The sequence below is a fragment of the Brevundimonas sp. TWP2-3-4b2 genome, assembly GCF_049897345.1.
In the GTDB taxonomy this organism is placed as follows: Bacteria; Pseudomonadota; Alphaproteobacteria; order Caulobacterales; family Caulobacteraceae; genus Brevundimonas.
Genome location: NZ_JAFCWB010000004.1, coordinates 58366 through 71757, shown reverse-complemented (window position 1 = coordinate 71757; position 13392 = coordinate 58366). Strand labels below are relative to the sequence as shown.

Here is a 13392-nt window from a genome sequence, read left to right as displayed (position 1 = left end):
CGAACGCCGCGCTCAGGAAGCCTTTTTCGCGCCGAAGCCGCCGCCGCCGGGTGTCTCGATGACGAAGACGTCGCCGGGGGCCATCCGGACCTCGGCCGTCGAACCGAGCGTCTCGCCCGTTCCGTCCGCCCGTTCGATGCGGTTGAGGCCGGCCGCGCCGTCCTCGCCCCCGGTCGCGCCGAAGGGCCGCGTGCGGCGATGATTGGACAGGATCGCCGCTGTCAGGGGCTCGAGGAAACGCACCCGCCGGATCGCGCCGTCTCCGCCGCGATGGACACCGTCTCCGCCCGAGCCGCGCCGGATCGAGAATTCCTCCAGCAGGATGGGGAAACGGGTTTCCAGCACCTCGGGATCGGTCAGGCGGCTGTTGGTCATATGGGTCTGGACGGCCGACGCTCCGTCGAACCCCGGCCCCGCCCCCGAGCCACCGGAAATGGTCTCGTAATACTGGCGCGTGTCGTCGCCGAAGGTGAAATTGTTCATCGTCCCCTGGCTGGCGGCGAGAACGCCGAGCGCCCCGTAAAGACAGTCGACCACGGCCTGGCTGGTCTCGACATTGCCCGCGACGACGGCGGCAGGGTAGCGCGGGTTCAGCATCGAACCCTCCGGCACGATCAGCGAGATCGGCTTCAGACAACCCTCGTTCAGCGGAATGGCGTCGTCGACCAGGGTGCGGAAGACGTACAGGGTCGCAGCCCGCGTAATCGAAAGGGGGGCGTTGAAATTGTTCGGGCGCTGGTCGCTGGTCCCGGTGAAGTCGACCACGGCGCTGCGGTCCGTTGCGTCCACCTCGATGCGCACCTTGATGACCGCCCCGTCGTCCATTTCCAGGGCGAAGACGCCGGGCCTGAGGGCGGCAATGGCGCGGCGGACGGCTTCTTCGGCGTTGTCCTGGATATGGCCCATATAGGCGGTGACGACGGGGCGGCCGAACTCGGTGACCATGCGGGTCAGTTCGTCGGCACCGCGGGCGCACGAGGCGACCTGGGCCTTCAGGTCGGCCATATTCTGTCCGACGTTACGCGACGGATGGCGGCCCGAGGCGAACAGGGCGCGGGTATCGGCATCCCTCAGGCGGCCGGCGTCGATCAGCAGGAAGTCGTCGATCAGGACGCCCTCGTCCTCGACCGTCTTCGACGAGGGTGGCATCGATCCGGGCGTCGTGCCGCCGACATCGGCGTGATGGCCCCGGGCGGCCACGAAGAAGGCGGGTGCGTCGTCGGTCTCGAGGAAGACCGGCATGATGACGGTTATGTCCGGAAGATGCGTGCCGCCGTTGTAGGGGGCGTTCAGCATATAGACGTCACCGCGCTTCATGCCCCGGCCGTCGGCCGCATCAGCGCGCGAGCGGATGACGGTGCGAATGCTCTCGCCCATCGAGCCCAGATGGACCGGGATGTGCGGGGCATTGGCGATCAGGGCACCGGTGGCGTCAAAGACGGCGCACGAGAAGTCCAGCCGCTCCTTGATGTTGACCGAATAGGCCGTGGCCCTCAGCGCCTCGCCCATCTGCTCAGCTGCCGCCATGAAGCGGCTGTTGAAGACCTCGAGCATGATCGGGTCGGCATCCGTGCCCAAGGCGGTGCGAGCCGGCAGGGCTGTCACCCGGGCGAGGATCAGGTTCAGGGCGTCGTCGGCGGTCGCGCGCCAGCCGGGCTCCAGTATGGTCGTTCCGGTGTCCTCGAGGATGACGGCGGGCCCGTCGACCGCGGCCCCGGGACCGAAGGCGTTGCGGCGATAGACGGGGGTGTCGTGGTCAGCACCCGCCATCCGGACGGGGACGCGCGCGACGGCAGCCGGCATGCCTGCCTCGCCACGGTGGGCCGGCGTCGAAGCGGCCTGATCCGATGCTGCCACGGCTTCCGCCTCGAGCGTTTCCACGACCAGCGCCTTGTCCTCGGCGAAGAAGCCGAACCGCTGGCGGTGCAACGCCTCGAACGCCGCCTGCATTCCGTCGGCCGGGCCGAAGGGTACGGACAGCGGTGTATCCGAGCCGAGGAATTTGATCTCGGCGCGAACCCGGGTCGAGATCACGCCGTCCGCGAAGCCCTGGGCCCTCAGGAGCTCGCATGCTTCGGCGGCAAGCCCATTGGCCCGGAGGGTGAGCGCCGCGTCGCCATCCGGCACGAGTGGTGCGGCCACGGTGGCCTGGCGGATGGCGCGAACGTCGGCGAGGCCCATGCCCCAGGCGGAGAGCACGCCTGCGTAGGGGTGAAGCATCACGCTCGTCATCCCCAGCGCGTCGGCGACGAGGCAGGCGTGCTGGCCGCCTGCGCCACCGAAACAGTTCAGCACATAGCGGGTGACGTCATACCCGCGCTGGATCGAGACCGACTTGATTGCCTCGGCCATGTTCTGGACGGCGATGGTGACGAAGCCTTCGGCCAGGGCTTCCGGTGTCGTCTTGCGGCCTGTGGCGAGACTGACCTCGGCGGCCATGGCCTCGAACCTGTCCCGCACGGCCCCGGCATCCAGAGGCTGGTCCCCGTCCGGGCCGAAGACGGCGGGGAACTGGTCCGGCCGCAGCTTGCCCAGCATGACATTGCAGTCCGTCACCGTCAGCGGGCCGCCACGACGATAGGCGGCCGGGCCCGGCACGGCCCCGGCGGACTCCGGCCCGACCCGCAGGCGCGAGCCGTCGAAGCGACAGATCGAACCGCCTCCCGCAGCCACTGTGTGAATGCTCAGCATCGGGGCGCGCAGCCGGACGCCCGCCACGACCGCGTCCGAGGTCCGCTCATAGTCGCCGGCGAAATGCGACACGTCGGTCGAGGTGCCGCCCATGTCGAAGCCGATGACGCGGTCGAAGCCCGCCGCCCGCGCTGTCTCGGCCATGCCGACCACGCCGCCCGCCGGTCCGGACAGGATGGCGTCCTTGCCCCGAAACGCACCCGCGGCCGTCAGACCGCCACTGGACTGCATGAACAGCAGCGGCGTGGCCTCGCCCAGATCGGCCCCGACCCGATCGACATAGGCGCGCAGGATCGGCGACAGATAGGCGTCGGCGACGGTCGTGTCGCCGCGCCCGATCAGTTTGATCAGGGCCCCGACCTCATGGCTGACCGAGACCTGTTCGAAGCCGACCTCGCGGGCGATGTCCGCCAGCCGCATCTCGTGCGCCGTGAAGCGCCAGCCGTGCATCAGAACGACCGCAACGGCGCGAAGGCCGGCGGCATGGGCGGCCGTCAGGTCGGCGCGGGCCCGGGCCTCATCCAGTGATTGCTCGACCGTGCCATCGGCGCGGACGCGTTCACCGATCTCGATGACCCGGTCGTAGAGCTGTTCGTTGAGGACGATGTGGCGGGCGAAGATGTCCGGGCGGCTCTGCCAGCCGATGCGCAGGGCGTCGCCAAAGCCGCGGGTGATGGCCAGCACGACCGGTTCACCCTTGCCTTCCAGCAGGGCGTTCGTCGCCACGGTCGTGCCCATGCGGATGGCGTCGACCCGACCTTCAGGAAGGGGCCCGGGGGCGGCGTCCAGAATGAGCCTCACGCCCTCGACGGCGGCGTCGGCGTAGCGTTCGGGATTGTCCGACAGCAGCTTGCGGGTCTCGAGCCGCCCGTCAGGCGCACGGGCGACGATGTCGGTGAAGGTGCCGCCGCGGTCGATCCAGAAGCGCCAGCCGTCCGCCGATGGCACGCTCATGCGGCTGCTCCGTCGGGGTGGGCCCGGAAGGGGGGTGTTCTGGTCTCAGGCGCAGGGCCGGTGGCGGTGCTGGCAGTCATCCGACAGCTTTTCTCCGCTTGGCGGGGTTGGTGAGCTTAGATGGAGAGTCCACTCCGAGAGCAAGAGGCTGCGCGTTCGCAGAATGCCGATTAAGCGCAACCGAGTGAAGGCTGCGTCGGTCGTCGGCGGAAATCGGCACGGGGTTGGAGAGAATCTTCGCCAAGTCACCGATGCAGACAAAGGTTTGCAATGATAAGCTGTGACCAAGCTTCACCGGGGGTTGACGTACTCAATCTTTAGAGGAACGTTTTGCGTCTAGGGGGAGTCCAATCATGAAGATACTAGGTGCCTTTTTGGGCGCTGTGGCTCTCGTCGTGCCTAGTGCCGGCTTGGCGCAGGTCACCCAGTCGTACAGCTATGACGCCAACGGCCGGCTGACGCTCCGGCCGAACAGCGCGACCAATATGACGGTCATAACCGACGCGCGGGTCTATAATTTCGAGCTGTCATCGGCCTACGCTCAGGACACCGATACGCCCTTCACCGTGCGGTTCGCCTACCCCGAGGCGTCTGCGATTCCGGGAGCGGAATCCGATGCCCGCCTGAGCGTGGGGCGATACCGCCTGAGCGGTGCCCGGACCGTCCGTCCGGTCGCGGTCAGCGACGACGGCGTGCGCACATCGATCGAATGGCGCGATCAGCAGGCGATTCCGGCTGTCTTCGCCATTGACGAGACCGGCGACGAACTGCTCGTGGAGGGCCACATGCGCAATGGGCTGTATGTGATCGATGCGGTCCACCGGACGCTTGTGTTCCGGGTGGACGGGCGAACCGCACGCGCCAGCCGCTCCAGTACCCGGTCTCCCCGGTGACGGTCGATCCCCACAGCTCTCCCGCCCCGGGGACGAACACCGCGGACATCCGCCCGATCGTCGCCCGGCATCGCGGCCCCACGCCCGCGTGGCTGCTGATCGGCGGCGTCATCCTCGGCGGGGTCCTGTTGTTCGGCGTCCTTGACGGCCAGCGCCGCGCCGCCACGGCACCGTCCACCCAGGTCCGGACCGTGGATCGGGTGAATATGCCCACGGCCCTGCCGCCACTCTACCTGCCGGCGGAACCGCCCCCGCCGCCGCCTCTACCGTCAGGGCCCGAGGTCTTGATCGTGACGCCGTCGCCCGTCCCGGTCGTCGCGCAGAGTTCGAGAATGCCGGCCCCTGCGCCGGCCCCATTGCCTAATTATCCGGCACCGGCCTTCGCGTCCCCGGGACCGACACCGGCATCTGCCCAGGTTGCGGTGCAGGCAGGCGGCAATGGCGCGGTCCTCGTGGTCGACACGACCGCGTCCCCTGCGGGCGCAAGGGGCGAGGGCGCGACGGCGGATGACCAGGATCCCGTCCGCACGACCCGGCTGGCCCGCCGGGCGATGACGGTGCCCCAAGGCTCGCTCATCCCCGCGGTCCTGGAGACCGCGCTCGACTCCACGCGGCCGGGGCGGTGCTGTCAGTCCAACGACAACTTGTCTCCACTGAGCGTAGGTAGGGCAGGGGAGGCGACGCCTATCCGGCGAGCGTCTTCCACTCAGCCAGGGCGGCTGAGCGTTGGGCCTTGTATGTCTCTCTGCTGATGAGGTGGCGATCCTGGTTGAAGTGGTTGTGGAAGGCGGCGTGGACTGAGCTGAACTTCTGCAGCGTCTTCATCTGCCGGAACCTCAACATGGCCCGTTCTCGTCGTCTGAAGGGCTGGTGTGAGTTCTCAGCCCGGTTGTTGGCCCACCTGCCAACCTCCTGCTTTTCAGCGTTGCCGAGCTCCTTCATCGCCGCCTTGTAAGAGCGCAGCCCATCCGTGGTGATGGCCTTTGCGGGCCCGTGCCGCTTCATCAGTTTCTTCATGAACTTCAGGGCGGCCGGCTTGTCCCGGGTCTTGCTGGCAAAGGATTCCAGCACCTCACCCTCGTGATCCACGGCCCGCCAGAGGTAGTGCATCTCGCCGTTGATCTTCACGTAGACCTCGTCGAGATGCCATCGCCAGTGAGTGAAGCCCCGCATCTTCTGGACCCGCTTCCTGCGGATCTCGGCGGCGAACATCGGACCGAACCGGTTCCACCAAAGCCGCACCGTCTCGTGGCAGATGTCGATACCGCGTTCGGCCAGCAGGTCTTCCACGTTCCGCAATGACAGCGGGAATTTCACGTACATCATGACGACCGTCCGGATCACCTCCGGCGACGAGTCAAACCAGCGGAACGGATCGTGGGTCTTTTTTGGACGGGCCATTCTGCCCGCCTAAACGCTACGCCTTACCGAGCGGTGCATTTGAGCTGACAGAGCCCGGGCGTGGCATGGGACAGCGTTCTGAGCGCTCAAGACTATCGACGGGGTCTTCCGACGCAGGCAAGGCTAGTCGCGAGATGGAAGTTATCAACTCCGCCGGCCTGATCGGCTTGGCGACATGGTCATCGGCACCCGCTTCGAAGGCGGCGGTCACATGCTCGGCCATGGCGTTTGCGGACAGGACGACGATGCCCGTGCGCGCGCGATCCGACTCCCGTTCGAACATCCGGATTTTCCGAATGGCGGTCAGGCCATCCATCACGGGCATCTGCATGTCCATCAGCACGATGTCGTAGGGAGCCGCCTGGAACGCGCACAGAGCTTCGAGCCCGTCGTTCACCAAAGTGACCTCGACCCCGAGGGGCTCAAGTATCAGGGCGACTACCCGCAGGTTTGTCGCGTTATCGTCGGCGACGAGGATCCTCAACGTCCGGCCGCCAGTTTGGTCCATATCGGCCTCACCTTGAGTCCCGCCGGCCGGGGCCGTAGCGCCGGGGATGAACGGAAGGTCCGCCCAGAACTCGGAGCCCACCCCCGGGGTGCTCGAACATCCCATCGATCCGCCCATCAATCCCGCTAGATCACGGCTGATAGACAGCCCCAGTCCCGTGCCGCCGAACCGGCGTGTGATCGACCCATCAGCCTGCTGGAAACGGGCGAAGACGCTCGCGCCCGCGGCCGCGTCGAACCCAATGCCGCTGTCGGAAACCTTCAGTCTTATCCGGTCTCCGTCGAGAAGACGCGCGCTGACAGCGACGTGTCCTGTGGCGGTGAACTTCACAGCGTTGGAAATGAGATTGTTCAGGATTTGGCGGACGCGACCCGCGTCACCGACCACTACCCGGTCGGCCTCCGGAGGCAGGTCGAGAAGCAACCGAACGCCCTTCTCTTCGGTCTTGAGGCGATAGAGGGCGCCGACGGAACGGAGCAAGTCGCCCAAGTGATAGGGTCCGTCTTCCAGCGCCACCTCCCCTGCTTCGATCCGCGCGGTGTCCAGAATATCGGAAAGAAGACTGGTCAACGTTTCCGCAGAGGTGCGTATGACGTCCACCATCTCACGGTCGCGACCGGACAGCGGTGAGCTGGCGAGCAGGTGAGCCATGCTGACGACTCCGTTCAGCGGGGTTCGAATCTCGTGGCTCATGTTGGCGAGAAATTCGCTCTTGGCCCGATTGGCCTTCTCGGCCGCGAGCTTGCCGTCGCCGACGGTCCTGAGCGTCTTTGCGAGTTGGTGCGACGCGGCCACGGCGGCCATGACAAAAAGCAGACTGGCCCCCGCAACCTGGGCCGACCGCAACGCCGAAGCGCCGTCCAACGTGGTGGCGATCGCAAGCGCCGAAAAACAGAGAATCTGCGGTCCGATTGATGCCCATGTCAGATGCCTCGACCCCGCGCTCACAATCACGCCGTTTATTATGGCACCGGCGATGAGCAAGGCCGCCGATACAAGTCCAAGTTCGTAGGTGGTGAAGGCTTGGCGGACGGCGAAGGCCCCGAAGACGAGGTTATTCAGCGCAATGTAGCCGATAGCCGCCCAGCAGTAGGCCGTAGAGGCGACCCAGTTCTGGTCTCGGTCGTCGGCCCGGAAGGCTCGAAGCTCGATGAACTGGAGGGCGGCGTACAGAGCTAGCCAGGCCACTGCGAAGCCGAGCCCTGTCATAGTGAAGAAGAAGGTGGCAATGACGAACCCCAGCCCGACACGCATGCGCCATTGCCGTGCTCTTGAACCCATTGCGACGCATACGAGGCGGCGGTGATGGTATTTCATGGGGCTTCGCTCTCTTCGACCGCCACTCCGCGCGCAAATCATTGAAATCTCATTGCGATATGACGACGACCCGCCAAGTGCCGGCTTGGCGGAGCCGGTCTGTGCCCGACCGTTCAGCCGCGCAGCCCAAGCCGCCGACAGCATCGGCGTCGCCGGTGTTCCGGTGCTGGCAGTCGATCACCGTCGGTTGGCTTTCGCTGAATCCCGCTTATGCGCAAAAGGCGAGGGGAGGGCGTCTGCTTTTGGGCTGCAAGCTTTTGACCGCTCCCGACCCATTGCGGACATTCAGGTCCGCCGTCCGTCGCGGGGTGGCAGCCGGTTCCCGGCCGACCGGCCAACAGATCACCGCTTGACATGTTTCGATAGTTAGCTAAATATCATCGCATGAACGCGGTTTTCAAAGCCCTCGCCGACCCAACGCGCCGCAAAGTCCTTGAGCTTCTCCGCCAAGGGCCCCTGACGGCTGGCGCAATCTCGGCCAATTTCGAAGTCTCCAAGCCGACCATGTCTGCCCATTTCAGCGTTTTGCGAGAGGCAGGCCTCATCGATTCCTTCAAGCAGGGCACAAGCATCACCTATCGCCTGCAGCTTTCGGTCCTGGAGGACGCGCTGCTCGCATTCAGCCAACTTGTCGGCCTCGGCTTCAATCCCGCAGTCACTTCAGCCACGAAAGACTCATCGAATGACTAGAAACCGGCTTCTGAGCGCCGCTGTAGTGGCCTTCCTCATTCTGGGCGCCGCCTGGTTTTTGTCCACCGCCAGCAAAGCGGGGATCCTCGATGGCGACATGTCAACTCGCGCTCTTATGGCCGCCTCGGGATTAGTTATCGCTATCTTCGGCAACAGTGTTCCCAAACAGCTCAAGCGTCCCCGCACCTCCTTCGAGGCCGAACGTCGCATGCAGTCCGGGCTTCGCCGTGTAGGCTGGATCATGTCGCTCGCCGGGCTGGCGTTCGCACTGACCTGGATCGTCGCACCCGAAGCCATTGCCTGGTCTCTATCGCTTGGAGTTATGGCGCTCGGCTTCACACTCGCCGTCGCGACGATCCTGCGCTGCAGGACAAGCGGCCCAGCCGGGTCGTCCGAGATCGCCCCGCACTAACGACACTGCTTTCGCACAACCGCCTTCATCCACGCGCCGTCCTGCGTGCGCGCTCGACCACTCATGCTTGAAAGAACAGCTTCATGATCCGCTTCGACCACTGCCGCCGAAATATTCTCGCGGCCCTGATGGGCTTCGGCCTGGCCACGAGCCCGTTGGCGGCGCTGGCGCAGACACAGCCGGTCGGGCCAGCGCTTTGGGTCGTCCGGGACGAGGACTCCACGATCTACCTGTTCGGCACCATCCATTTTCTTCGCGCGAATATGAATTGGCGGACGGACGAGGTTCAGAGAGCGTGGGAGGCTTCGGATCGCCTGGTTCTGGAGGTCGCCGACCCGGAAGACCAGGCGGCGGTCGGCCCCCTGATACAGCAGTTTGGTCTTTCGCCGGACCGACCACTTTCATCCCTGCTGGGGCCGGACGACCTGCGACGTTTTACAGATGCCGCTGCGGCAATGGGTGCGGACGCCAAGCGAATGGACGCAATGCGGCCGTGGCTGGCCGGGGTTGTGCTGTCTTCGGCCAAGCTGTCTCGGGCGGGGTATGATGCCGGTTCCGGCGTGGACGTGATCCTGCGCGCTGAAGCGCAGGCGGCCGGCAAACCAATCACTGGGCTCGAGACACCGGAGGACCAGGTGCGGATGCTGGCGGGCTTCCCCGAGGCTGGCCAAGTCGCCTTCCTCAGCAACACGATCAGAGACTTCGACGCCGCGCCCGTCGAACTGGAGCGCCTTGCCGAGGCATGGGTGGTAGGGGATACGAATGCAGTTGCTGCAATAACCCTTCAGCCAATGAGGGATCAAAGTGAACAGCTTTACCAGACCCTGATCGTCGAGCGGAACCAACGCTGGGCGCGGCAAATCCAAGGTCTTCTTGAGAGTAGTGGCACGTCGTTTGTCGCTGTCGGAGCCCTGCATTTGTCTGGTCAGGACGGCGTGCCGGAGATCCTGAAGTCGAGCGGTGTTGAAGCAATCAGAGTTCCGGATGTCCGCTAGTCACCCTCAGGCGACAGTCAGCTCCCGACCCAAAGCAGACTTAGGGGGAGAGGGCTATCCACACCTGATCCCAGCGAGTTAAGTGCGCATCTGATTTCTAGGGATCAGACTCCAGCATCCCCCTGGGTACTGAAATCCGGCAGGTCATTCCCTCCGGTCGATACTCCATTACCACGTCAGCACGCATAGCCCTCGCAAACACCTTTTTGATAAGGCGCGAGCCGAACCCTTGGCGCATTGGCGGCTTCACAGGCGGTCCTCCTGCTTCCAGCCAATCGATAACAAGCACCTCGTCCTCTCCTTCGCCTTCGAAGGCAGACATCACAGTGAGGCATCCACCGAGATCGCTCAACGCACCATACTTCGCGGCGTTTGTCGCAAGTTCGTGGACGACCAGCGCCAGAAGTTGAGACGCCTTCGGCCCCAAGCGAACAGGCGGACCCTCGATCACCACATGCGCTCCAGCCGAAGTTTGGTATTGCTCCAGTTCCGCCAGAAGCAGCTCGCCTAGACTGGTGCTGTACCGCTCGCCAGACAGCAGGGAGTGCTGGGTGGCGGCCAGTGCATTCAACCGTCCTGTAAGTGACTTCTGGAACTCCTCCACGCTCCCCGCATCTGCGGCACTTATCGTAACAAGGGAGATGACGACCGAGAGTACGTTCTTCAACCGATGATCGAGTTCGCGCCCAACCGCCTCCCTGAGGTATTCCAACTCCTTTCGTTCGGTGACGTCACGGAGCACGACGGTCAGGATCGTCGTGCCGTCTATCGTCCGGCGCGACACCATCGCCTCAGAGGGAAAAACCTCTCCGTTCTTGCGCCGGCCCCGGACTTCACGGCGACGGCCCATCAATCGGTTCGCGGGACCCGCCATCAAAGCAAATGTGCGTACGTGGTGGCCGTGGACCAGTCGGTCAGTCTCCGGAAGCAGCATCTCGACCCGCTGGCCGATCACCTCCGCTGCACTATAGCCAAACAACTGTTCCGCAGCGGGATTGAAGACCAGTACGCAACCTTCTTCATCGGTACAGATGATCGCATCTGCGACCAGCGTCAGAATGTCCGCATTCAGCGCGGCTTGAGACTTTGGCCTCGCGAGGTCGAACGTGTCAGGCATCCCCGCCTCCCCGGCTGGATAACCTCACCACACCTTAGCTATCCGCGTTGTCTGATTTGATTGTCCACAGAGGCGCAGCGTCCCCCTTTCACGCCGCGCCGACATGCAGTGCGTCCGCTTCTGGCCCGTCCAGCAAGGTCCGCTTTCCGGCCTGATGGTGAGGGCTGATCCCGACCCATAACTGAAGTTCAGAACGTCTGCTTCCTGCCTATGCGCCCACAGGACCGGTGAAGAACCAGCACCCCCGCGCGACACCCTATTCGCGCATTAGGCGCACCAGTCTTGACCGTTCCGACCCGAACTGCGTTGTCTGAAGGCCTGTCATGGAGAATTCCGATGCGTCTTGTGACCTTCGCCGCCCTGGCCGCCGCGCCGCTGTTGATGCTCGGGGCCTGTACCGATCCCGCTCCGGCTCCTGCGCCGGCCCCGGAACCCGATCCCGTGCCGGCCGCGGCCATGGTCGGCACGCTGGATTTGAACCAGCCGTTCATCGCGCGCGGCAACGAGCCGTTCTGGGGCGTCACCTTCACGCCCACAACGATCGAACTGATCGCCATTGACGGACCCGCGCAGACCGCCCCCAATCCCGGCCCGGTGATGGGGACCGGTACGGCCACCTATACGGTGACGACCAATCTGAACAATACGCTTGTCGTCACCCTGACGGCAGACCCGACCTGTTCGGACGGCATGAGCGAGACGGTCTATCCGGCCGCTGCGACCATGGTCATCGGCGGGGTCACCAAGACCGGCTGCGCCATCGCTAACTGACGTTTGCGGTCAGATCCGGGCCCATCTGGCCGTCTGGTTTCTGAACCAGGTCAGCTGCCGCTTGGCATAGTTGCGCGTGGCCTGGCGCGTCGCCCCGACGGCGGCCGCCAGCGTCGTTTCGCCCGCCAGATGGGCGGCGAACTCCCGTACCCCGACCGCTTTCATCGCGGGCAGGGCGGGGTCCAGATCGCGGGCGACCGGTGCCCGGACCTCGTCCAGCGCCCCGGCCTCGACCATCTGCGCCGCCCGCAGATCGCAGTTGGCGTACAGAGCGGCACGCTCCGGCTCGATCACCAGACCGGTCCATGAGCCCGGTGCCAGCAGCGGCGTGGCTGTCCAATGTCTGTTTTCCGGCCTGATGCTTAGGACCGATCCCGACCCAAAGCGGACTTTGGACGGCCAACCCGACAGGCGTTCGGCCTTCGCAGTTCTAGTGGTGGGTGCCTGAGCGAACCCTCCGCCGTTTGACGCCCTCCTGCCGAGGCGGTCCGACGCAGATCACCGGAAGATAGAGGTTTTCCGTTGCCAGCAGGGCTTCGACGGCCGTCCTCGCCGTTTGGATTCGGTCCGGATCGGCTTCGACCGTGACTCCCAGCGGCGAGGCAACCGCTCGCCAGTCGGGCTCAGGACCGAGAGTGGCGCTGACGGCTGACTCGACCTCGCGCGGACAGATCACGCTTCCCGGCCAGCGCCACAGGTCCTCCAGCCGCCCCTCGACCGGATGCACGGCGGCGAGCGGCGAGCCGCAAGGGCAGGGCGCGGACAGGGGCTCCAGCAGGTCGGGCAGACGGACGCGGATCATCGGCTGGGTGGTGCGGCGCAGGTCGGTGACGATCGGCAGGAAGCGCGTGGTCCCCGGCACGGCCTCACGCTCGATGATCAGGACGTCCTCGTTGAGGTGCAGTATCCCCAAACGGCAGGCCGCGCCGAGGAAGCCCTCTGTCGCCTGATAGATGGGGTCGGGGCGGGCACCGAGGGCCCGGCCGATCCAGCCGCGCTCGGCCTCGCCCATCGGTTCGGCACCGTAGAACAGGCGGCGCAGCGGCCACGGCCGGTCCGTGCGTCGGGCGAGATCCGCCAGAACCTGGGGTGGGGCGATCAGGACGTCGGGGGCGAAGGCCCGCAGTCGCTCAAACCGCTCCGGCGCGGGAACCTCAAGGCCGACGAACAGGAAGCGGAAAAGCCCTGCCACTCCGACATCGCCATAGAGCCGGTTGTCGGCCCGCAAACAGAGGGCGATACGGGTGGGGCGCAACAGGGCGTCGACAGGGAGCAGACGGGCGAGGATATGGCCGATCCAGCCGGCGCGTTCCGCCGCGCTGGTCACGAACAGGCCGCGTCGTCCCGAGGAGCCGGTGGAGAAGCCGGCGACGATCCCCGGTCGGACCTCGCCTGATCCGCCGGTCTCTGCCGCAAGGGCGGCGGCCTCGGTCGCGGGCCGTGTCAGGCCGAGTGTGTTCCAGCCGTCGAAGGCCTCTCGCAGTGCATCGGGCGACAGGATCGAAAAGTCGGCCAGCGGGCGGCCAGCGAGGTCGCTGATCGCCGGTGTGCGGGCGATGACGGGGGTCATGGCGCGCCATAAGCGGCCCTGCCGTCTCTCGACGTCCGCCCGGGTGCGCAGGCTCCAGCCGCTCCTGCGGGCC

General features: G+C 65.6%; 10 protein-coding genes and 1 pseudogene. 5 read left to right on the top strand and 6 right to left on the bottom strand.

Annotation, left to right across the window (positions count from 1 at the left end; genetic code table 11):
* Window positions 1-12: 12 nt before the first annotated feature.
* Window positions 13-3645 (bottom strand): hydantoinase B/oxoprolinase family protein, encoded by a 3633-nt coding sequence (locus ACP7AS_RS10635; protein WP_426028850.1) that lies wholly within the window; start codon window positions 3643-3645, stop codon window positions 13-15.
* Window positions 3646-3998: 353 nt separating this feature from the next.
* On the opposite strand from ACP7AS_RS10635, the gene ACP7AS_RS10630 reads away from it, so the two are divergent.
* Window positions 3999-4538, top strand: coding sequence for a TrbG/VirB9 family P-type conjugative transfer protein (locus ACP7AS_RS10630; RefSeq protein WP_426028849.1), 540 nt, complete (start codon window positions 3999-4001; stop codon window positions 4536-4538).
* Window positions 4539-5222: 684 nt separating this feature from the next.
* On the opposite strand, the gene ACP7AS_RS10625 is transcribed toward ACP7AS_RS10630, so the two are convergent.
* Both ACP7AS_RS10625 and ACP7AS_RS10620 read right to left on the bottom strand, forming a co-directional pair.
* On the bottom strand, window positions 5223-5939 hold the full coding sequence (locus ACP7AS_RS10625) for an IS6 family transposase (RefSeq protein WP_426028848.1): 717 nt from the start codon (window positions 5937-5939) through the stop codon (window positions 5223-5225).
* A gap of 16 nt (window positions 5940-5955) precedes the next feature.
* A complete protein-coding gene (locus tag ACP7AS_RS10620) occupies window positions 5956-7764 on the bottom strand; it encodes an ATP-binding protein (RefSeq protein ID WP_426028847.1) in 1809 nt (602 codons plus the stop codon).
* Between the two features lie 384 nt (window positions 7765-8148).
* On the opposite strand from ACP7AS_RS10620, the gene ACP7AS_RS10615 reads away from it, so the two are divergent.
* The 3 genes from ACP7AS_RS10615 (at window position 8149) to ACP7AS_RS10605 (ending at window position 9861) form a co-directional block, all read left to right on the top strand.
* The gene (locus tag ACP7AS_RS10615; protein WP_426028846.1) at window positions 8149-8454 is read left to right on the top strand and encodes an autorepressor SdpR family transcription factor; all 306 of its coding nucleotides are present in this window, start codon (window positions 8149-8151) and stop codon (window positions 8452-8454) included.
* Entirely contained in the window at window positions 8447-8866 is a 420-nt protein-coding gene (locus ACP7AS_RS10610) for a hypothetical protein (protein WP_426028845.1), read from the top strand. The genes ACP7AS_RS10615 and ACP7AS_RS10610 overlap by 8 nt, the downstream gene beginning before the upstream one ends.
* A gap of 83 nt (window positions 8867-8949) precedes the next feature.
* Window positions 8950-9861 (top strand): TraB/GumN family protein, encoded by a 912-nt coding sequence (locus ACP7AS_RS10605; RefSeq protein ID WP_426028844.1) that lies wholly within the window; start codon window positions 8950-8952, stop codon window positions 9859-9861.
* A gap of 97 nt (window positions 9862-9958) precedes the next feature.
* Here ACP7AS_RS10605 and ACP7AS_RS10600 read toward each other — a convergent pair whose 3' ends face one another.
* The gene (locus tag ACP7AS_RS10600) at window positions 9959-10978 is read right to left on the bottom strand and encodes a PAS domain S-box protein (RefSeq protein WP_426028843.1); all 1020 of its coding nucleotides are present in this window, start codon (window positions 10976-10978) and stop codon (window positions 9959-9961) included.
* A 336-nt stretch (window positions 10979-11314) separates the two neighbouring features.
* On the opposite strand from ACP7AS_RS10600, the gene ACP7AS_RS10595 reads away from it, so the two are divergent.
* A complete protein-coding gene (locus tag ACP7AS_RS10595) occupies window positions 11315-11749 on the top strand; it encodes a hypothetical protein (protein WP_426028842.1) in 435 nt (144 codons plus the stop codon).
* A gap of 9 nt (window positions 11750-11758) precedes the next feature.
* Here the strand turns inward: ACP7AS_RS10595 and ACP7AS_RS10590 are convergent.
* Together ACP7AS_RS10590 and ACP7AS_RS10585 are read right to left on the bottom strand one after the other, a co-directional pair.
* A pseudogene (locus ACP7AS_RS10590) lies at window positions 11759-12076 on the bottom strand (tRNA (adenosine(37)-N6)-dimethylallyltransferase MiaA); the annotation flags it as partial.
* Between the two features lie 103 nt (window positions 12077-12179).
* A complete protein-coding gene (locus ACP7AS_RS10585) occupies window positions 12180-13319 on the bottom strand; it encodes a cell division protein FtsA (RefSeq protein WP_426028841.1) in 1140 nt (379 codons plus the stop codon).
* Window positions 13320-13392 lie beyond the last annotated feature (73 nt).

Coding starts and splice junctions, on each gene's coding strand:
- ACP7AS_RS10625 (WP_426028848.1), bottom strand. CDS start 5,939: ATGGCCCGTCCAAAAAAGACCCACGATCCGTTCCGCTGGTTTGACTCG.
- ACP7AS_RS10630 (WP_426028849.1), top strand. CDS start 3,999: ATGAAGATACTAGGTGCCTTTTTGGGCGCTGTGGCTCTCGTCGTGCCT.
- ACP7AS_RS10610 (WP_426028845.1), top strand. CDS start 8,447: ATGACTAGAAACCGGCTTCTGAGCGCCGCTGTAGTGGCCTTCCTCATT.
- ACP7AS_RS10620 (WP_426028847.1), bottom strand. CDS start 7,764: ATGAAATACCATCACCGCCGCCTCGTATGCGTCGCAATGGGTTCAAGA.
- ACP7AS_RS10600 (WP_426028843.1), bottom strand. CDS start 10,978: ATGCCTGACACGTTCGACCTCGCGAGGCCAAAGTCTCAAGCCGCGCTG.
- ACP7AS_RS10605 (WP_426028844.1), top strand. CDS start 8,950: ATGATCCGCTTCGACCACTGCCGCCGAAATATTCTCGCGGCCCTGATG.
- ACP7AS_RS10615 (WP_426028846.1), top strand. CDS start 8,149: ATGAACGCGGTTTTCAAAGCCCTCGCCGACCCAACGCGCCGCAAAGTC.
- ACP7AS_RS10595 (WP_426028842.1), top strand. CDS start 11,315: ATGCGTCTTGTGACCTTCGCCGCCCTGGCCGCCGCGCCGCTGTTGATG.
- ACP7AS_RS10635 (WP_426028850.1), bottom strand. CDS start 3,645: ATGAGCGTGCCATCGGCGGACGGCTGGCGCTTCTGGATCGACCGCGGC.
- ACP7AS_RS10585 (WP_426028841.1), bottom strand. CDS start 13,319: ATGACCCCCGTCATCGCCCGCACACCGGCGATCAGCGACCTCGCTGGC.